Origin of the sequence: Paenibacillus sp. ICGEB2008 (genome assembly GCF_000307675.1) — a bacterium.
Taxonomy (GTDB): Bacteria; Bacillota; Bacilli; order Paenibacillales; family Paenibacillaceae; genus Paenibacillus; species Paenibacillus polymyxa.
Genome location: NZ_AMQU01000007.1, coordinates 734,623 through 758,239 on the forward strand (window position 1 = coordinate 734,623; position 23,617 = coordinate 758,239).

At 41.9% G+C, this 23,617-nt stretch carries 23 protein-coding genes; 18 read left to right on the plus strand and 5 right to left on the minus strand.

Features of this window, described 5'->3' with window-relative positions:
• Nucleotides 1–63 precede the first annotated feature (63 nt).
• Nucleotides 64–243, plus strand: a complete 180-nt coding sequence (locus tag C400_RS0108030; protein WP_013370039.1) for a hypothetical protein — start codon at nt 64–66, stop codon at nt 241–243.
• A gap of 75 nt (nt 244–318) precedes the next feature.
• Here the strand turns inward: C400_RS0108030 and C400_RS0108035 are convergent, their stop codons facing one another.
• Complete coding sequence (locus C400_RS0108035) at nt 319–1,410, minus strand: LuxR C-terminal-related transcriptional regulator (protein WP_017426604.1); 1,092 nt, start codon at nt 1,408–1,410, stop codon at nt 319–321.
• Nucleotides 1,411–1,584: 174 nt separating this feature from the next.
• On the opposite strand from C400_RS0108035, the gene C400_RS0108040 reads away from it, so the two are divergent.
• The 12 genes from C400_RS0108040 (at nt 1,585) to C400_RS0108100 (ending at nt 10,616) form a co-directional block, all read left to right on the plus strand.
• Nucleotides 1,585–2,400, plus strand: a complete 816-nt coding sequence (locus tag C400_RS0108040) for a class I SAM-dependent methyltransferase (protein WP_017426605.1) — start codon at nt 1,585–1,587, stop codon at nt 2,398–2,400.
• Entirely contained in the window at nt 2,387–3,472 is a 1,086-nt protein-coding gene (locus C400_RS0108045) for a saccharopine dehydrogenase family protein (RefSeq protein WP_017426606.1), read from the plus strand. The genes C400_RS0108040 and C400_RS0108045 overlap by 14 nt, the downstream gene beginning before the upstream one ends.
• Nucleotides 3,473–3,618: 146 nt before the next feature.
• Nucleotides 3,619–4,014 (plus strand): hypothetical protein, encoded by a 396-nt coding sequence (locus C400_RS0108050; protein WP_013370043.1) that lies wholly within the window; start codon nt 3,619–3,621, stop codon nt 4,012–4,014.
• Between the two features lie 58 nt (nt 4,015–4,072).
• On the plus strand, nt 4,073–4,630 hold the full coding sequence (locus C400_RS0108055; protein ID WP_017426607.1) for an SMI1/KNR4 family protein: 558 nt from the start codon (nt 4,073–4,075) through the stop codon (nt 4,628–4,630).
• A gap of 55 nt (nt 4,631–4,685) precedes the next feature.
• The gene (locus tag C400_RS27550; RefSeq protein WP_016820608.1) at nt 4,686–4,856 is read left to right on the plus strand and encodes a hypothetical protein; all 171 of its coding nucleotides are present in this window, start codon (nt 4,686–4,688) and stop codon (nt 4,854–4,856) included.
• Between the two features lie 34 nt (nt 4,857–4,890).
• Entirely contained in the window at nt 4,891–5,604 is a 714-nt protein-coding gene (locus C400_RS0108065; RefSeq protein WP_026065397.1) for an HAD family hydrolase, read from the plus strand.
• Complete coding sequence (locus tag C400_RS0108070) at nt 5,601–6,188, plus strand: GNAT family N-acetyltransferase (protein ID WP_017426609.1); 588 nt, start codon at nt 5,601–5,603, stop codon at nt 6,186–6,188. Before C400_RS0108065 ends, C400_RS0108070 begins: the two co-directional genes overlap by 4 nt.
• A gap of 192 nt (nt 6,189–6,380) precedes the next feature.
• The gene (locus C400_RS0108080; protein WP_017426611.1) at nt 6,381–6,863 is read left to right on the plus strand and encodes a ribosomal maturation YjgA family protein; all 483 of its coding nucleotides are present in this window, start codon (nt 6,381–6,383) and stop codon (nt 6,861–6,863) included.
• A 60-nt stretch (nt 6,864–6,923) separates the two neighbouring features.
• Nucleotides 6,924–8,135: a rhamnogalacturonan acetylesterase gene (locus C400_RS0108085; RefSeq protein WP_026065398.1), complete on the plus strand. Its 1,212-nt coding sequence runs from the start codon at nt 6,924–6,926 to the stop codon at nt 8,133–8,135.
• Nucleotides 8,136–8,246: 111 nt separating this feature from the next.
• On the plus strand, nt 8,247–9,191 hold the full coding sequence (locus C400_RS0108090) for a class I SAM-dependent methyltransferase (RefSeq protein ID WP_017426613.1): 945 nt from the start codon (nt 8,247–8,249) through the stop codon (nt 9,189–9,191).
• 278 nt (nt 9,192–9,469) lie between these two features.
• Entirely contained in the window at nt 9,470–10,027 is a 558-nt protein-coding gene (locus C400_RS0108095) for a hypothetical protein (protein WP_017426614.1), read from the plus strand.
• 28 nt (nt 10,028–10,055) lie between these two features.
• Complete coding sequence (locus C400_RS0108100; protein WP_017426615.1) at nt 10,056–10,616, plus strand: GNAT family N-acetyltransferase; 561 nt, start codon at nt 10,056–10,058, stop codon at nt 10,614–10,616.
• 2 nt (nt 10,617–10,618) lie between these two features.
• Here C400_RS0108100 and C400_RS0108105 read toward each other — a convergent pair whose 3' ends face one another.
• Both C400_RS0108105 and C400_RS0108110 read right to left on the minus strand, forming a co-directional pair.
• The gene (locus C400_RS0108105; RefSeq protein ID WP_016820599.1) at nt 10,619–10,960 is read right to left on the minus strand and encodes a GIY-YIG nuclease family protein; all 342 of its coding nucleotides are present in this window, start codon (nt 10,958–10,960) and stop codon (nt 10,619–10,621) included.
• A gap of 155 nt (nt 10,961–11,115) precedes the next feature.
• Nucleotides 11,116–11,874 (minus strand): DUF2087 domain-containing protein, encoded by a 759-nt coding sequence (locus tag C400_RS0108110; RefSeq protein WP_017426616.1) that lies wholly within the window; start codon nt 11,872–11,874, stop codon nt 11,116–11,118.
• Nucleotides 11,875–12,233: 359 nt separating this feature from the next.
• Between C400_RS0108110 and C400_RS0108115 the strand changes: the two genes are divergently transcribed.
• The 4 genes from C400_RS0108115 to C400_RS0108130 all read left to right on the plus strand — a co-directional run bounded on the left by C400_RS0108115 (nt 12,234) and on the right by C400_RS0108130 (nt 21,815).
• A complete protein-coding gene (locus C400_RS0108115) occupies nt 12,234–14,252 on the plus strand; it encodes a hypothetical protein (RefSeq protein ID WP_017426617.1) in 2,019 nt (672 codons plus the stop codon).
• A gap of 86 nt (nt 14,253–14,338) precedes the next feature.
• Complete coding sequence (locus C400_RS0108120; RefSeq protein WP_243208120.1) at nt 14,339–20,176, plus strand: RHS repeat-associated core domain-containing protein; 5,838 nt, start codon at nt 14,339–14,341, stop codon at nt 20,174–20,176.
• Between the two features lie 112 nt (nt 20,177–20,288).
• Nucleotides 20,289–20,936 (plus strand): hypothetical protein, encoded by a 648-nt coding sequence (locus C400_RS0108125; RefSeq protein WP_017426619.1) that lies wholly within the window; start codon nt 20,289–20,291, stop codon nt 20,934–20,936.
• A gap of 78 nt (nt 20,937–21,014) precedes the next feature.
• On the plus strand, nt 21,015–21,815 hold the full coding sequence (locus C400_RS0108130) for a barstar family protein (RefSeq protein ID WP_017426620.1): 801 nt from the start codon (nt 21,015–21,017) through the stop codon (nt 21,813–21,815).
• Nucleotides 21,816–22,346: 531 nt separating this feature from the next.
• On the opposite strand, the gene C400_RS0108140 is transcribed toward C400_RS0108130, so the two are convergent.
• Nucleotides 22,347–22,559, minus strand: a complete 213-nt coding sequence (locus C400_RS0108140; RefSeq protein WP_016820594.1) for a helix-turn-helix domain-containing protein — start codon at nt 22,557–22,559, stop codon at nt 22,347–22,349.
• Between the two features lie 284 nt (nt 22,560–22,843).
• On the opposite strand from C400_RS0108140, the gene C400_RS0108145 reads away from it, so the two are divergent.
• The gene (locus C400_RS0108145; RefSeq protein ID WP_017426621.1) at nt 22,844–23,182 is read left to right on the plus strand and encodes a hypothetical protein; all 339 of its coding nucleotides are present in this window, start codon (nt 22,844–22,846) and stop codon (nt 23,180–23,182) included.
• A 110-nt stretch (nt 23,183–23,292) separates the two neighbouring features.
• Here the strand turns inward: C400_RS0108145 and C400_RS0108150 are convergent, their stop codons facing one another.
• Entirely contained in the window at nt 23,293–23,601 is a 309-nt protein-coding gene (locus C400_RS0108150; RefSeq protein WP_017426622.1) for a hypothetical protein, read from the minus strand.
• Nucleotides 23,602–23,617 lie beyond the last annotated feature (16 nt).

Consider the following 23,617-nt stretch of genomic DNA (forward strand, 5'->3'; position numbering starts at 1 on the left):
CGGCAATGGGTAATTATGAGTAAGGTACAACCATCAGATGAAATTAAAAAAGGAGGAATCAACATGAGCGACCACACTCAAGACGAAGCGAAAATCCGCAACAAGAAGAACGAGGACGGAGATTCCTTGATGGAGAAAACGAAGCTGGACAATGGCGTGGATATCGAGCCTGAGGCTGATGAATGGATTGCGAAGCCCTCACCAGTATCATACGATGATACGAAATCCTCTTCGCAGAAATAAGACTCTTGCGTCTCAATAGAGCAGTGATGCAAAGACAGATGATCCTTAACCGGGTCATCTGTCTTTTTTACATAATTAATTGAATCTGGAATATACCTTCCATACTAGCTCACGACGGCTGCTTACCTCTGTTTTCAAGAAAATGGCTTTCAGATGATCCTGCACCGTGTAGGCCGTAATATGAAGTGCACTTGCCAGTTCCTTGGTAGAAAAGCCTTGGACAATGAGCCGGACAAGCTGTCTCTCTCGTTCAGTCCATGAGTAGATCTCAGCCATAAGCGGCAACATGTCCGTTGCTTTAGCAGGCTCAAACCATACGGCCAGTTGCTTCTCGCCCATGTGCTCGCGTCCGCCTTGCAGGAGAGTGGCTCTGATCGTGACCCAAGGAGTTTCAGCGTCTGCGGAAGGGATACATAGTCTGGCTGGTGCAGTAGAAGTGGATAGCGCTCGCAAGCTTACCGCCCGAACAGAGGCCGGCAACTCGTCCTCATGGATTCCCTCCTGCTGCCGAAGCAGCTTTAGCCACTGTTCTGCTACTATATTGGACGAGAGGGGTTCTAGTTGAGCGGAAAGCGTCAGAACACCTGGCTCAAGTTCATGTTCCATAGCCATAGCGGGGGCTGGAGATACACCGACACTGGTTTGACGCAGATGGTAGGCTATGGATGGCGCTAACGCTTCAAGCAGTTGTTGCTCTTCCGCGCTGAATACAGGCTTTCCATAGTGGCGGAACAACGTAAGAAATCCCCAGCAGCTTCCTTTGTACATAAATGGAATACGCAGCTCATCGCCGAATCCAGCGGGCTGCAAAACATTTCTAAAACGTGTGCTGCGATCCGGCTGGCCTTGTGTAGATCCATGAAGCGTCGCGATAGGCTGTCCTTCTCGCACCAATTGATCGTATTTCATGATATCATCGTGCAGATACTCGTATTCTAGCAGTTTGCTATGAATGTCCTCTACACCCGACTCCGTAAATGCACCCGTGGAAAGCAGCGTTCGCGGATCTACTGAGGTACAGCATGCCGCATCAAAAGAAATCAGAGTACGCAAGCGGTCGATTAGCGTGTGCTTGTATGTAGGAGATGAGGGTGATTTATTTCCCATTTCCATGATTGGTTGTTGATCATTCTTAAGCTGTGCAAATTGAGTATAATGTGCGTTCATCGTTTACTCCTATCGTGAAAGCTGGAGATTCTTAAAGTGCCTCTTCCTAAATCCCATATTTATGGGATGGTGGATATTCGTATTGTCTTTATAATTGAGAATGATTCTTAATTAAATCTACAATAAATGAATGGTCATTGAAGATCAAGGCTAAATGTTTGGAGGAGAGCACATATGAAGCAACCCCATATTGGAAATACCGACTCAAATCAACCTATGAGCTGGAATCATCCGAATGTACATAAATATGCGGATACGATTGCTTTAAAAATACCTGGATATACCCATCTGTATGAGATGACAGATTGTTTGATAACCGCACAGCTTGAAGCGCAGGCTCATAACAGGAATATCGATCCGCACGTGCTGATTGTCGGAGCTGGGGGCGGTCAGGAATTGATTACGCTCGGAGGGCGGCATGAGGCATGGTCCTTTACGGCAGTTGATCCCTCTGAGCACATGCTGGACTTGGCACGTCAACGTGTGACACAAGCGGACATCGGTTCACAAATATCATTTGTTACAGGCACGTTGGAAGAGTTGTCTGGAGAATCGCCTGAAGAACAGCACGAAAAGTACTGCGAAGAATTATCCGATGAACCAGTCTATGACGCTGCTACCTGCCTGCTGGTGCTTCATTTTCTTCAGAGCTTGGAAAGTAAACAGGCATTGCTGCGCCAGATATCCGCTCGACTCAAGCCGGGTGCACCTTTTTGTCTAGCTTCTATTAATGGGAATCCGCAGGAGCCTTCTTTTTCCATCCAAATGCAGGCATGGAAAGGTCATATGCTGAGTCAGGGCATTTCACTGGAGGATTGGGAGCGATTCGCTGCTTCCATCGGTCGCGAGTCAAACCCGGTGTCCAATGCAGCAATTCAGGAACTGTTGATAGATGCAGGCTTTACCCACATCACCCGGTATTATGGTGCTTTTTTAGTAAATGCATGGTTTGCGGTTAAAGAGGGAGAGACGGCTTATGACAAAGGATAACATCATCATTATTGGCGGGTATGGCCATGTTGGAAAAATTGTATGTACAGAGTTAAGTGAAATGTTCCCCGGCAAGGTATTTGCCGCAGGCGGCAGTCTGGAACGTGCCACTGCATTCAGCCAACAATCGAATGGCAAGATACGACCTTTGCAGCTTAATATTCATGAGCCGATGGACTCGTCGATATTAAAGCAAGCCAAAATGGTTATTATGTGTCTGGATCAGGACAATACAGCCTTGGTACGCACCTGTCTTCAGCATGGGGTGCATTACATGGATATTACTGCGAATGCGGCCTTTTTGAGTCAGGTGGAGCAGTGTCATCAGGAGGCCCGAGCTTATCAGGCCACTGCGCTGCTAAGTGTAGGATTAGCTCCAGGGCTCACTAATCTATTGGCATTGCAAGCGACACAGCTCATGGATCAGACGGATGAACTGAACATATCATTGATGCTGGGTTTGGGTGATCGACACGGTCAGGCTGCGATTGAGTGGACTGTAGATCAGATTCATACCGACTTGAAGGTGATAGAACAGGGACGCCCAGTGACTCGAAGAAGCTTTACCGACGGCATAGTGGCAGACTTTGGTGCAGGAGTGGGTCGTCATCGGGCGTATCGGTTTCCCTTTTCGGATCAACAGACACTTCCACGTACACTTGATGTTCCTACGGTCAGCACACGCCTGTGCTTCGATTCGCGTTTGACCACCCGGCTTCTGGCAGGGCTTCGGACAATAGGAATATCAGGTCTGCTCCGACAGCCAACGGTTCGTGAGGCAGTAGTTCGCAGCTTTGGCAAGGTGCATTTTGGAGGAAATGCTGTAGCGGTCAAGGTAGACGCCAAAGGAACTCTTAATGGTAAGGAGACGAGGGTCGAATGCAGGCTAAGGGGACATCATCAGTCTGATTTAACTGCTAAAGCCGCCGTCTTTGCAGCGCTTGCTCTGTATCGCTCAGAACTTCCATATGGTGTTTTTCACATGGAGCAGGTTTTTTCGTGGGATCGCATGCGGGCTTGGCTGGGACAGCAGGTAGACGTAGATATTCAGGTGAACGGACAGCAAGTATAAAAGTCATATATTCTGAAAAAAAGACTCTCATATCATCCAAGCTTATTCAGCAACGCCTTGCGGATAGGTCTTGGATTTCTTTTCCTATTGGATTACACTAGAAAGAAGTACATATTTTTGGGAAAGACCAGAGGGGATGATATGAAATGTGGAATCCCTATGAACATAGTAGGCAGCATCCGCACGATTTTATAGTAGAATATCGATTTTACACACCGGAAGAAGGAGGCAGGAAACAACTGCCTATTCAGGGTTATCGCTGCGATTTTTCCTATGAGGGCGACGATATTACAACAACGGGAATTTATGCAATACATCCTGAGTTTGAAGATGAAGAGGGTCAATTGATCATGGATACCAGGCACCCGGTTCACCGGGAAGGTCAGGCAAGAATGTGGATTTTGTTTGGAGAAATGAGGGAAAAGGTACACCGACACCGGATACATGTAGGAACCAGGGGATATTTTATGGAAGGCCCACGCCGAGTCGGTGAAGTTGAAGTTACAAGTCTGGTAGGCCTCTTGACCAATCCGCTAGACTAACTGCTAGAAATCAATCAGAAGGTGCAGTCAGACAGCGAATGGAGGTGTTCAAGCCAAGATGGATGTCGCTTATATTATCGATCTATTACGTAAAGACGATGTAACCTTAACCCCAGGCTTATCCACCCGGGAGATTACTGAAGTCGAAGACAGGTATGATATTCAATTTCCGCCCGACTTAAGAGAGCTGCTGATGAACGTTCTTCCAGTCGGTAAAAGCTTCATCCCATGGAGAGATACGTCACCACAGCGAATGGGTGTCATTCGGCAAAGGCTGAATTGGCCGCTTGAAGGTATGATTTTTGATGTAGAACAGAATATGTTCTGGCCTTCCGAATGGGGAGAAAGACCAACAGATTTGGAGGAAGCCGTTGATACATGTAAACGTGAGTTTTTGCGTGTGCCCAAGCTGATCCCTGTCTATGGTCACCGATATATCCCAGAGCAGCCATGTGAAGAAGGAAATCCGGTATTTTCAGTGTATCAAACGGATATTATCGTGTATGGAGAAAGTTTGCAGGAGTATTTCAAGCTGGAATTTGGGGAGAAGACTTACGAACAGATTAATTTTGAGGCGGTAAAAACAGTTCGCTTTTGGAGTGATTTATGTAGCTGAATCGCCGAATCGTTAGGAAATTAAATAAGTCGAGATAAAGGAAGGAGAGACTAAGGTGAAGTTGGAGCAGGATTTGGAAGAAATCAAAGAAAGGTTGACCCAGATCGAGACCAAACTGGAACAAAAGTCGACTTCCAGCAAAATCTTAAAGTACATGATCATCATTTTCTTGTCTATTTTTTTCTTGCTTATTATGATCGGAGTTATTCAATTTGTTTCGAGCTGATCGGTATAAATTTACGGACAGAAAGGAGCTTGTTATGTCTATAGAAGCCATTATTTTTGATCTGGATAATACACTGATTAACCGCAAACTGGCATTCGCGGCATATACGGAGCGGTTTATAGAACGATTTATTGTGGCAGAAGAACCGGCCAGCCGTGCGGCGGTCGTTGAACGAATACGTCTGGCAGATCAGGACGGCTACCGGGATAAAAGGGAGCTGTATACGGAGCTGCATGCAGACCTGAAACTGAAAAATCCCGATACGACAGTACAGGAGATGCTGGGCTTTTGGTATGGTGAATTCCATAAATTCACGGTACTGATGGACGGAGCCAAGGAAGTGCTGTCTGAACTGCGGTCTCGGGGCTTGAAGCTTGGTATGATTACCAACGGTTCACTCCGTACACAGCAGGCGAAGATTGACCGAGTGATGCTGAGAGATTATGTGGATTCCATTATTGTATCAGGCGGAGTCAACGTTGAGAAGCCTAATCCTCGTATTTTCGAGTTGGCACTGCATGAGCTGGACATTGCCGAACCTGGTCATGCCTGCTATGTAGGCGATCATCCGACAAATGATATTCGTGGGGCGCAAAGTGCAGGGCTGCATACCATCTGGCTGGAAGGCTTTATGACGTGGAATGAAGCAGGCATTGTACCTGATCATCAGATTCAGAGCCTACGAGAAATCACTGGCTGGCTGGATCGTCTCAGTTATCCACCGAATATGGAGGAGGGAGCATCATGAGTATCGAGCAGCAACCGAATCCTATTCTGTTATCATTCCCGGAACAATTCCAGACGGAGCGATTGACTATACGCGCTCCGCAATGGGGCGATGGTGCGGCGGTCAATGAGGCGATACGCGAGAGTGTACATGAGCTGCGGCCTTGGCTTCCTTTTGCGAGAAATCTCCCTACGGTAGAGGAATCTGAAATCCGTTCACGCCAAGCCAGACTTAAATTTCTGGATCGGTCTGACATGGTGCTGTACGTATTTGATACGGCTTCAGGACAATTTGTAGCCAGTAGCGGTCTGCACCGAATTAATTGGGATGCACGAAGATTCGAAATTGGGTATTGGCTCAGAACCTCATGGACCGGAAAGGGGATTATAACAGAGGCCGTGCACGGTATTACGGATTTTGCCATACAGCATTTACATGCTAACCGGTTAGAGATTCTTTGTGATTCCAGAAACACGCGCAGCGCCAAGGTAGCGGAACGGGCAGGTTTTACATTAGAGGGGATTTTAAGGAATGTCGAGTATGATGAAGAGGGAAGCATGGCACACCAAATGGTTTTTGCCAAGGTGCGTGGTGTTGAATTTTAGCAAGCGATTGTATGATATTGCGGGGGCTTATTATGATTCATGATATGACGAAAAATACAGACAAGTTGGTGTGCATACAATATGACAGCAGCTTAAGGTTCAGCAATCTTGCAAGCGCTATCCCAAAAGAAGGATTGACAAAGTTTACAGCAGTATTGCGGAGATTTCCAGTGTCAGGAAAGGTAATTTAGTATGAGAAAATTTCGTAAGAGCAGCAGTAGGGGAATTAATCAGGAAATAAAGGAAAAGTTCCACTGGAAGGCTCGCGCTGCGTATCTGGTTGCCGTGCTGGTCATGATCTTGTTGGGCTTGGGAAGCAGAGCTTTCTCCACCCGGTTACCTGCATTTGTTGCCAATCACTTTGGGGATGCCTTGTGGGCGTGCATGATTTATTTTGGGCTGAGAATGTTGTGGGTGAATCGTCGGTTGTCTGTAGCTCTTTGGGGCAGTTTGCTGTTTTGCTTTGCTATTGAATTCAGTCAGATGTACCAGGCTCCTTGGATTAACCACATTCGGGCGACCACCCTGGGCGGCCTAGTGCTTGGCAAAGGGTTTCTGACCGTGGATCTGATCAGGTACACGGTTGGTATTGTGGTATCCTGGGTACTGGACCAAGGCTGCCAAAGGCTGGTGGGGATCAATAGACGTATGGACGATGACAAACCACTCAAATAATCTGAGAAGCGAGGGTTGCGCTTGAAACAAAAGAGAAAGCGTCACAGGTTGTTCGGTAAGATGATTGGGTTATGCGCGGGGTTCAGCTTGTTGTTTGCAACCATACTTATTCCAGGGCAGGCATTAGCGGAAAAGCAGCTTGCGGCGCCTCTTCGTTTTGATTTTGGTCCTGGGGATGTGGCTGACGGCTACACTCAGGTCACTGCTAAGGATGCTTACACGCCTGAGCTTGGCTATGGATTTACCGATCTTTCCAAGGTAAATGAAGAGAACCGTGGTGGAAGTGATGCTATCCGCTCAGATTTTGTGCGTGTTCAAGGCTCATCCTTTGTCGTCAATTTACCACCTGCAGATTACACGCTTTCTCTAATTGCCGGAGATACTGCCGGAAACACGGATATTACGGTTAAAGCCGAATCCATTGTTAAAGTAGAACCTACCACCAAAACAGCAGGACAATTTGTTGAGGTTGCGTTTGAGCTTGCACTCATCGACGGTCAGCTAGAATTGTATTTCTCAGGAAATGAAGCGAAGATCAACGCCTTGGTTATCACTCCCAAGGAGGCTCGAACAGCTGGAGAGCATCCTTCCGTATACCTTGCAGGAGATTCTACGGTTCAAACTTACAAAGCCTCGATGAAGCCTCAGGCAGGCTGGGGGCAAATGATTGCTCCATTTTTTACAGATGAAACTATTTTTGTGAACCGTTCTATTGGTGGACGTAGTACGAAGACCTTTTTGGTTCAAGGGCGGTTAGATGATATTTTACGGAATATCCGTCCAGGAGATTATCTGTTCATACAGTTTGGGCATAATGATGCCGCGATCAATAATCAGGAGCGTTATGTTTCACCTGCCGATTATAAAGTTTACTTGAAAACGTACATCCAAGGAGCCACCCAACGCGGTGCGGTCCCTGTGCTAATTACTCCTGTAGGCCGCCGCGATTATGATGCAGCAAGTGCTTCGTTTCGGCTCAGTTTCCCGGAATATGTGCAGGCGATGAAGGAAACAGCATCAGAGACGGGTGTTGCACTGGTCGATCTTAGTCAATTGAGTGTAGCCTACTATGATACACTAGGCCTGGAAGGAACACTTCCACTGTTTTTACATTTGGATCCAGGTGTGTATCCTGCATTTCCTGATGGCGTGAAGGATGATACTCATTTTCAGGAGTATGGTGCGGAGCAAATAGCTCGCTTGGTAGCTCAAGGGGTTCGTGACTTGAATATTCCTTTATCTTCAAATGTAAAGACGGAGAATCTGCAATAGCACCGAGTCTCTATAATGATATACTCAGAAAATAAGCTGGCCCTGCCCAAACCCAGCATGATTTAGGCTTGGGTGGGGCTTTAATGTTCTGGACTTTAAGGAGGAAGCACTATGACAGTCGCTCAACTTAATAATCTTATTACCGGTCAACTCCTGCATAATCAGCATCGGAGTTTATTTTATATGCGCGAGGGCTCTGTTCTGTTAGGACCATCAACGGAAATGACGTACTGGCTGACGCAGCGAAGCTCGGAACTGATCCTCATGCTTCAAAGCTTGAAGCGCCAGCATACGTATCATGTTTTTGTGAAGGATGTAGCGGCCCAAATACTGTCCCAGTTTGTAAATACCAATCAGTATCTACATTTTCACACAGATCATGCGAGGGAGCTTACGGAGCTGTATGATCGATTCTTCACCCGGATTGAAAAGCTGTTCCAAAAGAAGTCTATAGCAGGGGCAACTCTGGACTTACTGCTCCAGCAGCATTATGGGCATTTGAGAGATTTTTTAACTCGTACCAATGGACGTGAAGTGTTCGCTAAGTATGCAGAGAATGAATATACCTTTTGGGTACCTTGTGAGGAATATACACCGGAGTTGCAAGCGAATCTGCTAGGATTAGACATTGCTCGTTTGCAAGAGCCTGTTCTAGATGTTGGCTGCGGATCAGAGGCACGGTTGGTTACTTATTTACGTGCCTATGGAATTGAGGCATACGGAACAGATCGGCTGGCTGAAACAGACGGTTGTATCACCCGAGGAGATTGGTTAGCGACTACTTATGAAGAAAGTACATGGGGAACGATCGTTTCACATATGGCATTCTCCAATCATTTTATACATCATCATCTGAAGACAGACGGTAATATTCATGAGTACGCTCATAAATATATGGAATTGCTTAGAGCCATTCGGCCAGGAGGGAGCTTTATTTACAGTCCATGTCTCCTATTCATGGAAGAGCTTTTGGATGCCCGAATGGGGTATCATGTAGAGTATATCCAGTCATATGAAGGTTATAGAGCTACGAAGATAACGCGTATACATTCATAAGTGCTAGTATCAGCCATTTGTCAGATTCACTCTTGGAATGGTAGTATAAGGATAGATATTACTCTATTTGGGATTCTGTTAATGATCAGGATTCTCATGTCGTTGATTTGATAGCATAGTTGCCCTGAATAATAAATTATTGTATAGATAACGGAATTTTTCAGGGAAGATTAAACCATATTTTCCTAAAAGCCGATATATGGAAATGAGGCGAAAACACACTGTTATTATGCCCGTCGCAAAATGGATGTAATAATTGGGTTAGGAGAGTAGAAGAAGTGTCCGATCTGTATACAAAAAAAGAAGTAGAAGATTATGTAACGAACGTGGCTTTCGAACGACCTTTAGGTGTAAGCATTTCAGCTATTTTACTGATTTTTAATGGAGCACTCCTATTGGTGACACAGCTATTGACGCTTAATGCATTAAATGAGGCTTCTACGTTGTTAGGCATGTGCAGGGGCATGTTTCAAGGATTTATCGCGTTGCTCGGTCTGGCAGGAACGGCTGCCGGTATTGGTATGTTGTTCGGTAAGAAGTGGGCTTGGTGGCTGGCATTATTTTATTTTACATATGAGACCATGCGTTATGCGTGTGCAATTCTGTTTATTCCCGATATCTCTCCAGCGTTAGGCGGTGTGCAGCTAAGTCCTGCTTTTTACTACATTAAATATGGTATGCGTATTATTTGGAATTTATTTTTTACGTTGTTTATGTGTCGTAGTACCGTGACCAGCTTTTTTCAAACAAGTGAAATTAACAAATGGAGAGCATGCACCGCATTATTCTTCATCAATGGAGTAGTGGTGGGGATCGGCTGGTGGTTGACAAGATAGTTTCTTCGATGTGAAGGGGAGATGAATAATGACAATGGAAACGTTTCCGGTTTTGGTAACCGATCGGCTTTATTTAAGGCAGCTTACATTAGCAGACGCGGAGGACATATTCAACTATTTCTCCAGAGATGAGGTTACTAAATATTATGATTTGGAAAGTTTTACGGAGGTAGAGCAAGCTGAGAAATTTATTCGTTCCATGCTAACCAGATACGAGAAGCAAGCGGGTTTTCGTTGGGGAATTACGTTAAAAGAAGCTCCTGAGCAGGTGGTGGGTACAATTGGATTTCATAACTGGCAGAAGGAGCACTCTCGTATTGAAATTGGCTATGAGCTGGCGCCGGAATATTGGCAACAAGGGCTGATGACAGAAGCGTTGAGAGCGGTAGTGGATTATGGTTTTCAATTGCCGCAGGTTCACCGTATAGAAGCCTTCATTGATCCAGATAACGAAGGCTCCAGACGGCTGCTGCTCAAAAGTGGCTTTACTAAAGAGGGTCACCTGAGAGATTACTTCTATGAAAAAGGTCAGTTTGTTGACGCTGTTGTTTTTGGCTATCTTCGGACGGAGTTTCCCGTAAAGCAGTAAGTTTATAAATATCCTTTGTCTCCGTAAGGCTGGAGTCGATCAAGCCAGGTCTGCTCCAGCTTTGCCAGTGCATCTTTGACATCAAAGAATTCCGAATCTTTTTTCTTCAAAACGTCCAGCACTTCAAATTCAAACGAATCTTCGCCATATTCATTCCATTCCTGTTGTAGTGGTTTGTTCTTAAATCCACCCATTTGCAGCTCAAAACGCCGTCCATTCAGCGACTTTAAATTCGGCGTGGAAGCGACAAAAATTTTCCCATTGCGTGTATTGCGAATACAATAGATTCCTGCCTCTGTCTTCATCTCCATGTATTGCTGAACTAGTTCTTTTCTTCGATCCATTGTCCAATCCTCCTATTTGAGCATTTTGCATAAATCCCAAGAGCGTTTTCAAATCAGCAATGTATAGATCGAAACGCTTTAGTTCGTCTATATATTGTACCTACGAGCGTCGAGAATCGAATTATGCAAAATGCTGATTTTATAAGCGCCTAGCTTCAAGATTCCTTCAACCAATATTCACTGCCATCCGGTTTGCGATCCAATAGACCGTATTCAATCATATATCTTCGCACCGTGACATAATCGTCATATACTTCCTGTAAAATCGCATTGATATCTTTCTCATGATATATTTGTCCCTTTACAAAACGGTCTGCAATTTCACGCAGCACAATCAGCTTGTGCTTTTCTTGCATTTTAAAGGTCTTTAGGCGCCCGTCTGTACCCTTCGGAAAATACTTCGTGAGTACCTTTTGCCTCTCGTCTTCCGTAATGTTGTAGCGTTCATCTACCATCCGTGCTCGTACGGGTACGTCTACCATGGCGGGAGCGTGATGGTCTTTCTCCTTTAACAGTTCCATTAATGTGAGAAATACTTTGGCCTGTCGTTCTTTTTCCTTGAGACCAAAGCGATGATTGCGTATGGTGGATGCGCTGCCGATTCCGGTTTCCTTTTGAATGTCCGCATCGCCCATGCCTTGATAAAATAACTGAAGTAACCGATTCTGGTGATCCGTCAGTCCGGTCAGCTTTTTGTCCAGACCGATCAAATAGTCAAAGACCGAACCGTACGTCCGCTCAATGTGAAGACGCATATACCGTTCCGCGTCATAAAATACCCCTTGATCCTGATATATGATGCCTTGTTCATATCGTTGTCCGTCCAAGAGGCAAATTACCTGCTCCCCTTGGCGAATATATCCACGCTTCAGTTCTTCGATACCAGCATTCCAGAATAGTTCGGAATGGTCCATTTTAGCAAACACCTCAATTGAATGACGATTATTTTATAGACAATATAACATTTTGTTTATTTTAAATCAATGGATGGGATGAGTGTGAGGACGTTTTTCACTATTCAAATTTATATAATGTATAAAAAAGAAGGTTATTATTTTAAACATAATTTATGGCAATTTATAAATATTTATATACTTTTCTTAATTTCGACAATCTTCGCTATATACAAATTTAATACGACATTGTTATCATATGTAAATCAAAATATATTTTTTGGAAAGAAGGCGGAATGTGGTTTATTTATAAATTGTTTTTATTTTTAATATTCTTCTAACTAGGCATTATCACTATATACAAGGGGATGATTTTAAAAATGAAATTTTTTATAAACGAAGTGAGGCAGCGAGGGAAGGGAAAGACTGCTAGGCCATTCATTTTAACAATGCTTGGTTTATTTGTTTTTTTATCTCCATGGAGCGTAGCTGTGCTTCCTCAAGCAGTAGTGTCAGCAGCATTTACGGGTGGGATACCAGACTTTTATCCACCACCAGACCGGGGAGGATCAATTGGACCTCCTGAAGAAAAGCCAACGCCTTCAGAACCATCATCTACCCATGAAACTGTAACGTTGTCGGATGGTTCGATTGTACATGTACAGGCGAATTCTTATTACATAAGCCTGACTCGCAACAATGTTGTCATCTATTCTAAGGATCTTGGGGCTGCATTATCGGCTAAACTTTACAGTGCTTCTGCATCTTCCAATAATGCAATAACAGTCTACTACTTTTATATTAATGAGAATAATGGAGCCAAATCCTCGGGAAGTTTTACGTACTCAGGGGTTGTCTTAACCACTCCAGCCAGTCCACATATAAGTTCCAATATTACAGGGACGACGAATCAAAATGTCTTTATCCAATTGGATGGAGTACCTAGTAATTATAAACGAGAATATAAAATTGGTGCGAACGGTACGTGGACCCCATATAGTAGCCCATTTCAAGTATCCGACAACACGACCATTTTTGCTCGTTGTACAGATAATTACGGGAATATAAGCGCTGAAAACTCATTGGTGATCAACAATATTGATAGAATACCTCCTGCCCCACCGTCATTCAATCATAGCCCTGCGAATGAAATAGCAAATAATATAAAAGTGACAATCAACTATCCTTCTGATGCATCAACAAGGGAATACCGTGTCAATCAAAGCGAATGGAAAGTGTACAACTCTCCCATTGATATTAATGAGTATGGAACGCATATACAGGCACGGGCAACAGATATTGCTGGAAATGTTTCGCAAGTCACAGAATCGGTCATTAATTTGATTAATAGAGCGCCAGTAATGATTAAGGGTATTCCAGCTACCAAGATTGAAATGGATGAGGGAGCTCCAGTTAGGGATTTATCTGAATACTTTGCGGATCCTGATCAGCAGCAACTTCGATATTCTGTTGCGAATTCTAATTCATCTGTTGTTATACATCAATTGGCTAAGGACTCAAAAGGAAATACCTCGATACTGAATTTGCAACCTCAAAGCTCGGGAGAATCGACGATAACAATAACAGCCACAGACCCGTTAGGTAAGTCTGTATCGCAGAATTTTGTTGTAAAAGTTTTGGATACCAGATATGTAGAACAATTAGCCAAAGCTACAGCAGCGGTGGTCCAAGCCGAGACAACCCAATTACAAAATGATGTAAATGCAGCTGTAGAGCTAATAAATAAGCTACGTGACCCAGATAAAGGAAAGCTCGTTGAAAGAGTAGTAGCAATACAGAGAAGCATTGATACGAAAGCTGCCTATACTGAACAATTAACGACAGCTACACAGGCAGTTGAAAAAGCAGAATCTTCAAAATTACAAACGGAGATTAATATGGCACGAGCTCTAGTGATAAATCTAAATGATTCAGACAAAGCACAGCTTAACGGACGATTGGATCGTATACCAGCTATTGACGATTTGCCCAAGGATATAACAAGCCCTTCCAAACCTAAGAAGTTAGCAGGCTCCAGACCTATGCCGAACAGCATTATTCTAACTTGGGGAGCATCTACCGATGATGTTGGAGTCGTTAGCTATGATGTTTATCGTAATGGTCAGATGATAGGCAGCACCAAGGAATTAACCTTTCAAGTCGACCAATTAGAACCTCAGAAAATATATATGTTTGCAGTAAAAGCCAAGGATGCGGCTGGTAACTATTCAGAGTTTAGCAATAGTGTTAAAAGCGGATTATCCAGAAAGTATAAATATATTTATGATGCTAATGGAAGACTCGAGTATATTGAACAGGATGGCCAGGTGGTTTTCCAATATCAATATGATCCTAATGGTAACTTGATACAGATTATAAAAGTGAACAAATCTCAATAAATGATATGTATGTAACTCAATTTTAAGTCGGGAATGGAGAGAAGAACTTGCGATTTAGAACAATAAGACGTCATATAGCAATAATTATGATTATCACATTTATTTTCAGTACAATTAGCGGCATTGTTCCTCCAAATGTGTTCGGTGCAGGAAATGATAGTTCGCAATATTCGGCGGATCAAATGGCTGCCCGATTTGGAGTCACATCATCTTTTCTTTCGGAACAACTAAGAAAAGGTTATTCATTAAATCAAATTTATACAGCGTTATATATGGCTGAACAGGATCATATAAGCTACGAGCAGGCAGTAGCTTCGTTATTTCCTTCAGAGGAAAACCAGTCACAGACTGTAACAAGTGACGTATATAATAAGCTATCGGATGCTCCATTAGATAACCTAATTTCTCATAATGTTACAGATGATGTTTATCCAACAGATGATCCTGCTCCTACGAACGAAGTCACTGAAGATGTATATAAGACGGATTTTCTGAAACTAAATCTCATGGCTAATGTGCCCCAGCTTCCACCTATCAGAGAGGAAGCGCCTGTTTACAATAAATCTTCTTTTAATGAAGCACCTTATTCTGTTGGCGACGATAAAGAATCGATATCCACTTTATCAGGCAGTTTATCGCTGAAAAATACAGATTTAACTCTGCCTGGACGAAATGGTCTTGGCTTTTCTTTGACGCGTCAATATGATACGAACCGGGCTCAATTTTTTGACAAAGGCGCTGAAATTGTTGACAACAGTGCTGCTGTGCAAAATTATTATGTTTACTTTAAGGCGATGATGAAACCTGTTACCAAGTCGTACAAGGTAGCCTATCAGCAGAAAAGATGGATGCAAGAGGACACAGACGGTGATGGTAATGTTGATGTGAATACCTATAATCTTCAGCCGGAAACAAAAGTTATAGGCACATACACAACTTATGAGGCTGCTAGTCAAGCGGCGGGACAAAAAATAACCTATACTACACCTTCGGAATCCAGAACAGAAACAGATTATAGAAGAAGTAAATCCAGAAGCGATTTTGTTAGTTCCATAAAATATGATCATCATGGATTTAAAGGGACTCTTTCTCAAAGTGGTTCACCTTATGTTATTTCTGGGAGCGAATCTCAGCCTGTTTCTATGGGTGCAGTTGATTCGTGTAGTTTTTTTGGTATGGGATCTTACAACTCACAAGGGTACTATTCTGGTAGTAGTATTACAAACTGTGGTAATTCAATGTCTTACTCTTCTGCTAATGGATTTAGTGGGACACTTTATGCCTACAATACTTATTATTCTTCGACTTGCCCAAGTTATGATAGTTCTAGAGCAAATTCTATATGCTATGTATCAGGGACTAAATATTACAAAGGATCTGTTTCAAAACCAGGGTATGATACCCGAGAATGGAGGCAAGATTATAGCGGAACCGTTACTAAGCCCGGTTATACAAGCGATATTGGTTATAGCGAGTGGACTAGTAATGGAAAAGGCGGAAGAACAAGAACAGCCTTTACCATGGAAGGCTCACCGCAAATTGAAACGATTGTTTCAGAGGGGCTCGAAACGGCTGTTCGTCGACAGACAGCCCTGTTCGCAACGATTGCTGAGGCTGAGCATTATAGGGATTTAATCAACAGCAATCCTCAGGCTGAAATTCCGGGTGACGATGGGAATAAATATTATATTGCAGCAGATGCGGATGCTACCGTTTTTGCTGAGATTGTAGCCTATCAACCTTCATTTATTTTTCAAAACCGTACTTATCCTGCCATGGAAGATCAATTGAGCCCTCTTGGCAAGGGGTGGTCATGGAATTTACCTTATGTAGAAACCAAGGAGAGTAAGCAGTACATACACTTGGGGGATGGTGGCAGCTATGAAATTGAGGGCGACCAGCTAAAAAGTTACGACTGGAAAGGACTGAGCTTCACTCCTGATACTTCAGTAACAGTTAATGGAGAAAATTCATCAAATGTATTAACTTCTGTTGATGGAACGAAAAAACAATATTTCTCCAAAGACGGGCAGTTGCTACAAATTGAAGATGCATATCATAACACGATAAAGTTCAATTATGAACTCAATGCTACTTATAAACGCAAATTGCTTAGTAAGGTAGAAGATGCGATCGGCAACTCGATTGATATTCAATATACGGCTACAGATGTTACTTTGTTTAAAGGAAACCGCACAGTTGTCTATCATAAACATACAGAACAAGGTGTTGAATTACTGGATTCAGTGACAGATGCCGCAGGCAGAAAAACGACATATTCCTATACATTAGCACCGGCCAAGTTTAATTTGAGCGCGTCACATCCAGAGAGACAAATCTCTAATCCATACGCTTTGTTAACCAAGGTATTTCATCCTACTGGAGCTTCCACTTTATATACTTATGAAGACCAGCCAGTAAAACGCTATATTGGCTCCAATTCGGTAAACGAAGCATATAGAGCAGTCTCACGTGTAGATCAAATCACATATGAAAACAATCAAACCGAAAACTATAATCGGGAAACGATTCATTATAATTCCGATATGGGTGAGAGCTATGTAAAAGATACTTCGTTCTCTACTGTAACAGACAATGGATTAGTTCGTTCGACCTTCAATTATACTAAAAAGTTTATTAGTGCAGAAACGCCACCACAGTATTACTTGGATCAATCTGTGGTTAAAGCAGGGGATTCTGAAAAGAGTACAGCTTATCAATACGGCAAGCAGGTGACAGGCAAAGCTTATACGGTACCTGTTCCAACCCGCACCTCGTCCAGCAATAATCAAAATGGAGACGTTTTGACAACTGCTGCTGAATATGATGATTACGGTAATATGACAAGCTCAGTGGATGAAAAAGGTTCACAAACTGCGTATACGTATGACGACAAGCATAGGATTAAAACCGTTACAGAACCGATTGATTCTAATAGCACTGGAGTTACAGAGTACACTCGAAACCCACAAGGGAAAGTAACACAGGTCGTCGTCTCAAAGGATCATTCTGGGGGAGAACTACTACAAAAAGTAAATTATTCAGGTATTGATGCTTACGGAAATACAACGATTCAGACGATTGCCAACGGTAACAAGTCCGTGACTACAACCACGGAATACAGCAGTGGCTATGATCATGCTTTTCCTACGAAACAAAGTGTTGAGGTTACAAATATTGATGGAGAAAAATCTACGGTAACCATTCAGTCAGAGTATGATAAATCAACTGGTTTAATCACTTCCTCGCTGGATGGGAAAGGTCAGAAAACTGAGTATCAATATGATGATCTTGATCGCGTAAAAGCTGTAACTTATCCGGATGGTAAAAGCATTCGAGCAGCCTACGATGATCTTGAGAACACCGTAACGGTTACGAATGAGCTGGGCATACGAACAAAAACACGTTACAATGCTTTGGGTTGGAATATCGAGTCAGGCCTGTATGAAGGTAACGATTATGTGATCAAGTCTAAATCAGCTTATGACGCTAACGGCAGATTAGTATCCAGTGAAGATGCGCTTGGGCACCTGACGCGTTATGGCTATGACGCTTGGAGCCGGACAACGTCAACAGCCTACGCGGACGGATCACAAGCAGTAGTCGAGTATAATGATGCTCTTCGTCAAGTAACTCAACGAGATGGCGAGCTTAATGAACAAATTCAAATCTACGATAAATGGAATCGTCTGGTGCAAAACAAAGAAAAATCGGCAATGGACGGTATTGAAAAAATAACTTCCAAAGTAGAGTATGATGCTGTAAACGACCAGATTTTAAAACAAACCGATGCCAATGGTAATGAGACTCAATTTTCTTATAATGCCTTGGGTAATCAAACATCTGTGACGGAGCCAAACGGTGAGACGACGAAGTATACTTACAACATGCTAGGTAATCTCACTCAAATTACGTATCCGGATGGTCATGCCAAGGTGAAGGCGTATGATGAACTGGGTAGAGTAATTCAAACTAAAGATGAGGAAAACCAGGTTGAGAAGCGTTATTTTGATACCAATGGGAACTTATCCAAGAAAACAGACCGCAATGGGAACGTCACTTCATTTGAATATGATAGCCGTAATCGATTAAAGTCGCGTGTAGGAAAAGATGAAACGGTCAGCTATGTATACGATGCTGCGGGCAAACGCTTAAGTATGACAGATCAGACGGGTACAACATCCTATGCGTATGATCCATATACGGAGCAACTAAACACCTTGTCTTACCCGGATGGTCTAAAGCTTTCTAATCAGTATGATGCTAATGGAAATCGAACCGAAATGACAGGACCATTTGGCGAGCAAGTAAACTATACGTATGATCAATTGAACAGATTGAAGACCGTAGGCATCACAAAAGATAAGCCTATTTCGGAATATTCCTACACCAAAAATGGATTACTGGATTCAACAGTATCTGCAAATAATTATCGCCAGCAAAACAAATATAACGGGATTGAGTTAGTTGAATTAAAGCACACACGATCTGATGCGGAAACGAACAGCTTTCAATATAGCTACGATCCAGGTAAGAATATTACGAAACGTACTCAAAATGGTATAGAGGATTTATTTACGTATGATAAGCTGAATCGGATTGCTACCTCCACCGAAAATCAGGATGCTTATTCGTATGATGCCAGAGGGAACCGTCTTACGATGGAAACGGAGAGAACTCCACATACCAAACCGCGTGAGAACAGTTTTGACGATCAGAACCGATTGACTCAAGTCAAGGTTGACGGAAAACTTGTAGAGTACCGATACAATGGTGATGGGTTGCTGACAGACCGTGTACAGGATGGCGTTCATACCCGATACTACTACGATGGAAACAGCGCCCAAATCATAGCAGAAGCTACGATTGAAAATGGAAAGCCTGTTTTAAAAGCTAATTATATTCGAGGGCTAAAATTAGACGCTATAGCCTATGCGGATCAAACGGAAGCCTATCCTGTCTATAATGGTCACGGAGATATTATTGAAATCAGGGATTCCTCCGGATCCTTGCTGAATCAATATCAATATGATATCTGGGGCAATGAAGAGGTCAAGGAAGAAAAAGTTCACAACCCATTCCGGTATTCAGGCGAATTATGGGATGATACAACGGAATTACAATACCTTCGTGCCAGATGGTATGATCCTGATAGTGGAAGATTTATTAATGAGGATACGTATGAGGGCGAGATTAATGATACATTGAGTTTGAACTTATATACGTATGTGAAAAATAATCCGTTGAGCTATGTTGACCCAAATGGGCATGATGCGATTATTATTACAAATCCTGATCTTGCAGTTGGATTGGGGCATACTTCAGCATTGATTCAGGATAAAAATAAAATTTGGTCTTATTTTTATTGGGGAGATAAAAATGTACAGTATGAGCAGATCAAAGATTCTAAAGCTTTAAAAAGCTTGGAAAATTTAAATAAATGGGGACTGGAAAACAATAAATTGGCCGGGTTTGCTAAATCAGGTTATACAAAATCCACCTATATAAAGGGGGATTTTAGCAAAAGCTCTGAAAAGGCCGCATCCCTAGCGAAAGATTATCCCTTTAGTGGCAAGAATAGCGGATATGCATTTATAGGATCAAGTTGCCTTGACATGACAGTACAAATACTTTCACTAGGTAAGTTGTACAACGGAACTAGTGCATCTAGATTTTTTGATGGTATTTGGAGCGATGAGACAACAGGAGACCAAATTCCCAATAATGCTGCTAAGGAATTTAAAAGTACCTTTTATAACAATGCTTTTACAATAAGTGAGTATAATAAACAATTACATGATTCCTATGATTCATATTCACGCATGGGCTGGTTAAATAGCAAAATAAACTTTGCTCAATTTAATATGTATCGAATTAATATATTATTGGAAAGAACAGATTTACCAGGGGCTATTGATCTTTAACAGTGTTCTCCATAAGTAAGAATTATATTATTAAATAATTGGTAATCTGAGTAGAATTTTCGTATTCTACTCAGATTACCAACATGGTATTTATTAAAAGGAGGGGTAACGAGTGCTAAAAAAAGGGTTTTGGTTAATATTAATTATTGTAATTTTATACATATTTGTTTCAATTACTACAGGAAGTCCGATAAAAAGAGTCCAATTCCGGAGTGACGTAGCTGACTACCTACATAAAATGTACACTATGCACTGGAAAATTGACTCAGTAGATTATGACCTTAAGAATGATAAATTTATAGCTAATGTGATCTCTGGCTCAGGGATTTCTTTTTTGGTGGATGAAGACTATTATGGGCAAATGATGGATAACTATGCCTGTTCTATTTGGATGGATGAGGTAAAAACAGCCGTGACCAAAACAGTAAAGGAAGTTACAGGATCAGATGCAGAAGTGATAGTAGATATATATAGTCTTGGAAGTCATACTATAATATACCGCGATGAAATCCCAAGCTATTCTACTGTTAGCCGAGCATTCTCATCAAACGCTACAATTCTTATTAAAGGTAACTTCTCAACCATTCATTATCTGCAAGAGATGTTGGAAATAAAGCAGTGGATTGTTGAAAAGAAGTATGATGCTTCGTTAACATTTAAGTCCGAGAAGGAGAAAATTTATTTTGCAATACCTGCAGAAGATCTAAAAAAAATAAAAAGTATAGATGACTTTAAACCTTATCGGCTTCAAAATAATTGATTATTCTACCTAGGAAGCTAAAAATGATACCTTAAATGCTACATTCCTTAAAAATATTGTGAGGAGATATGATACAAAATGAGGCAGAGATTTGCTGTCATGGATGATGAAAGTGGGCTTACAGTTGGTTATTGTCAAGATGTGGTTGGGCTAACGGGTGATATTATGGTCGAAACGTATGAAAAGGTCATTTTTGAACAATTTGTCTTTAATGAGGAATTCATAAGAAACATAGCAAAGACAAAACAATCTGTATCCAACTTGTACATTGTCATTTTAGATGATGAAGAAAAAGGGATTGGAAGCTATCATTATCATTTACCTGAATCCTTTATAATCCATAAACTAAATTACAATAAAGGAAACTTCAATCTGGAACTAACCGGTATACTTGAAACGAAACCCTCTCCTGTTGAATTAAGATTATGGGAGTTCTTAAAGTGCTCTCAGTCGCTTGAAAATAATATATGGCAAGGCTTTTCTAACGAAGAACGGTCTGGATGGCTAAACGTGACTAGAATACATTCTGCATCTAATCATTTTGCCAGACCGGATAAACGAGGAGAAGTCTACACCTTAGACGGGGAACACATATTTGATTTTACAACATTTTTTATAGCACTTGGTGAAGCGATTAATGGGCCCGGAGGGTACTTTGGATTTAGCTTGGACAGTATATCGGACTGTCTTTGTGGAGGTTTTGGGGCAGTAGGACCGTTCACGATCCATTGGAAAAACGCACATTATTTCTTGGAAAGATTCGAGGAAGAATGGGATCAAGAAGAAAGAAGTTATGGATTTTCACCACAGCAATATTTTATGGATCTTTTAACGATCTTAGTATCAGGTGGTGTCACCGTGAATTTTTCTTCGAATTAAGATAGCAAAGCAAGAAGGGATTTTGAAATGGAATATAAATTAATGCAACCACCTTTTTGCACATAGATATTTGGGAATGGTATCTAGGGAATGTACAGATTCAAAGTGAAAGTGCTTTGGAGTTAGAAGCGGATCATTCAGGAACCAAAGTCTTATTTTAGCGTAAATCGTCCTGTTATCACTGGTTTGTCTAAGGAAATAGATATGGATGTGATCATGATCTTAACGAATAAAATGTATCGAGTTTTAGACGGTGATCGTAATCCTAATCCTTTATTGGACATTTATCATACGTGGGAAAAATATATTTAAAATTACCTTATAGAAAGGGATTACGGTGTGAAATCTAATTGAGTGGGAAGATCGGTAAAAAAGTACTTTAAATATTATACAAAAAACAGAGAGCCCTTAACATGTTAACGGCTCTCTTCGTCGTCTTCTGGCAAGTATTCGATCAGTTCACCAGGGAGTACGCCATGGGTTCTAAACCTAACTGAAACAGTTTCTCATAACAAGAGAAGTGCCATTTTACTAATTTGTATCATCCTCTACATACTCGATAACATCTTGAACATGGCAATCTAGAGCTTTACAGATTTTATCCAGCGTATCAAATTTCACACCGTCTGTTTCTTCGTTGTAAAGTTTGGTGATTCCGTTTCTATGTAATCCAGTCATGCGGGAAAGCTCGGCAATATTTATCCGTTTTTCACCCATAATACGGGAAAGATGAATCTTTATCATATTTTCCTCCAGCTTAATGCATTCTATAGTGTTAAAAAGAAACATCAAAGTATTGACAATAAACACTGTTGGATGTATTCTGAAAACAACAAAAGTAACACTGTAATGTGCATTTAGTTTGTTGAAATGTTATTTGTGAACGTTGTAGTAATATGCCTATCGTATCAAAAGGTTTTGCAATTAGCAATTAATTATCGTTCAACAGCCTAGTTTGAAAAACTACCTGTAAAAGAAAGCTTATTGGCAAATAAGAAACTTTGAACAAAGGAATGGAGCGAGGATGTATGACAGAATCGGTAATAGAATTGGAGCGGGTATCCATGGTACAGGGGCCGTATGATTACCCTCATATGTATGAGATATTTGAAGGAGTTCTTTATGACTGTCAATATTTCTTTTACCTCGAAAATGGCATACTGTGTTTGCGCCATGTGAAGAAGGTGGAGCAGTCATATCATACGCATCTTTACCTGGATGGAGAGAGCGGAGGCTTGCAACTGGCAGAGGGTGTACAAGGGGAAGTTATGCAAGTTGTCACGGAGATTATCGAACGCTTACGCGCGAAGGATGGACTGACATTTTTATTCGATGAACTGCTGTGGTTATATGGTAGGGCCCATTGAATTAAACCTTCTTAAAAAAGGATGAAATGACTCCAGGCAGCAGGCAACTTGCTACAAAAAAATGATCCTAATGTTTTACATTATTGAATTTTCCATATATGAAAAAAGGCTTATGATTTTAGCGAATGAATCAATTGATGACTAATAAATATAAGTGGGTCGTGAGTTAAGCTAATTAAGTCCTGCACAACAGCACTAACAGGAAAACTAAATCCCCAATCAGCTCCGAATAATATTTTTTGCTGTTGCTCAGATGTAGGTGGCTGAGGTTCTTCCAAGCCATATTGCTCTGCTAGTCTCTCTTTCGTTTTTTGATCTATGACAAGTTCATCCTGTGCAAAGGTATAGCACATAGGATTGCTTAATTGTACTAAAAAAAGTAATAATGCTGCGGAAATGATTATTTTTTTGCTCTGCATGGTTAGCTCCTGTGAT

Coding starts and splice junctions, on each gene's coding strand:
- C400_RS0108120 (WP_243208120.1), top strand. CDS start 14,339: ATGATTATCACATTTATTTTCAGTACAATTAGCGGCATTGTTCCTCCA.
- C400_RS0108040 (WP_017426605.1), top strand. CDS start 1,585: ATGAAGCAACCCCATATTGGAAATACCGACTCAAATCAACCTATGAGC.
- C400_RS0108050 (WP_013370043.1), top strand. CDS start 3,619: ATGTGGAATCCCTATGAACATAGTAGGCAGCATCCGCACGATTTTATA.
- C400_RS0108090 (WP_017426613.1), top strand. CDS start 8,247: ATGACAGTCGCTCAACTTAATAATCTTATTACCGGTCAACTCCTGCAT.
- C400_RS0108035 (WP_017426604.1), bottom strand. CDS start 1,410: ATGAACGCACATTATACTCAATTTGCACAGCTTAAGAATGATCAACAA.
- C400_RS0108055 (WP_017426607.1), top strand. CDS start 4,073: ATGGATGTCGCTTATATTATCGATCTATTACGTAAAGACGATGTAACC.
- C400_RS0108145 (WP_017426621.1), top strand. CDS start 22,844: ATGACAGAATCGGTAATAGAATTGGAGCGGGTATCCATGGTACAGGGG.
- C400_RS0108030 (WP_013370039.1), top strand. CDS start 64: ATGAGCGACCACACTCAAGACGAAGCGAAAATCCGCAACAAGAAGAAC.
- C400_RS0108150 (WP_017426622.1), bottom strand. CDS start 23,601: ATGCAGAGCAAAAAAATAATCATTTCCGCAGCATTATTACTTTTTTTA.
- C400_RS0108115 (WP_017426617.1), top strand. CDS start 12,234: ATGAAATTTTTTATAAACGAAGTGAGGCAGCGAGGGAAGGGAAAGACT.
- C400_RS0108130 (WP_017426620.1), top strand. CDS start 21,015: ATGAGGCAGAGATTTGCTGTCATGGATGATGAAAGTGGGCTTACAGTT.
- C400_RS0108100 (WP_017426615.1), top strand. CDS start 10,056: ATGACAATGGAAACGTTTCCGGTTTTGGTAACCGATCGGCTTTATTTA.
- C400_RS0108065 (WP_026065397.1), top strand. CDS start 4,891: ATGTCTATAGAAGCCATTATTTTTGATCTGGATAATACACTGATTAAC.
- C400_RS0108045 (WP_017426606.1), top strand. CDS start 2,387: ATGACAAAGGATAACATCATCATTATTGGCGGGTATGGCCATGTTGGA.
- C400_RS0108070 (WP_017426609.1), top strand. CDS start 5,601: ATGAGTATCGAGCAGCAACCGAATCCTATTCTGTTATCATTCCCGGAA.
- C400_RS0108105 (WP_016820599.1), bottom strand. CDS start 10,960: ATGGATCGAAGAAAAGAACTAGTTCAGCAATACATGGAGATGAAGACA.
- C400_RS0108140 (WP_016820594.1), bottom strand. CDS start 22,559: ATGATAAAGATTCATCTTTCCCGTATTATGGGTGAAAAACGGATAAAT.
- C400_RS0108080 (WP_017426611.1), top strand. CDS start 6,381: ATGAGAAAATTTCGTAAGAGCAGCAGTAGGGGAATTAATCAGGAAATA.
- C400_RS0108110 (WP_017426616.1), bottom strand. CDS start 11,874: ATGGACCATTCCGAACTATTCTGGAATGCTGGTATCGAAGAACTGAAG.
- C400_RS0108085 (WP_026065398.1), top strand. CDS start 6,924: ATGATTGGGTTATGCGCGGGGTTCAGCTTGTTGTTTGCAACCATACTT.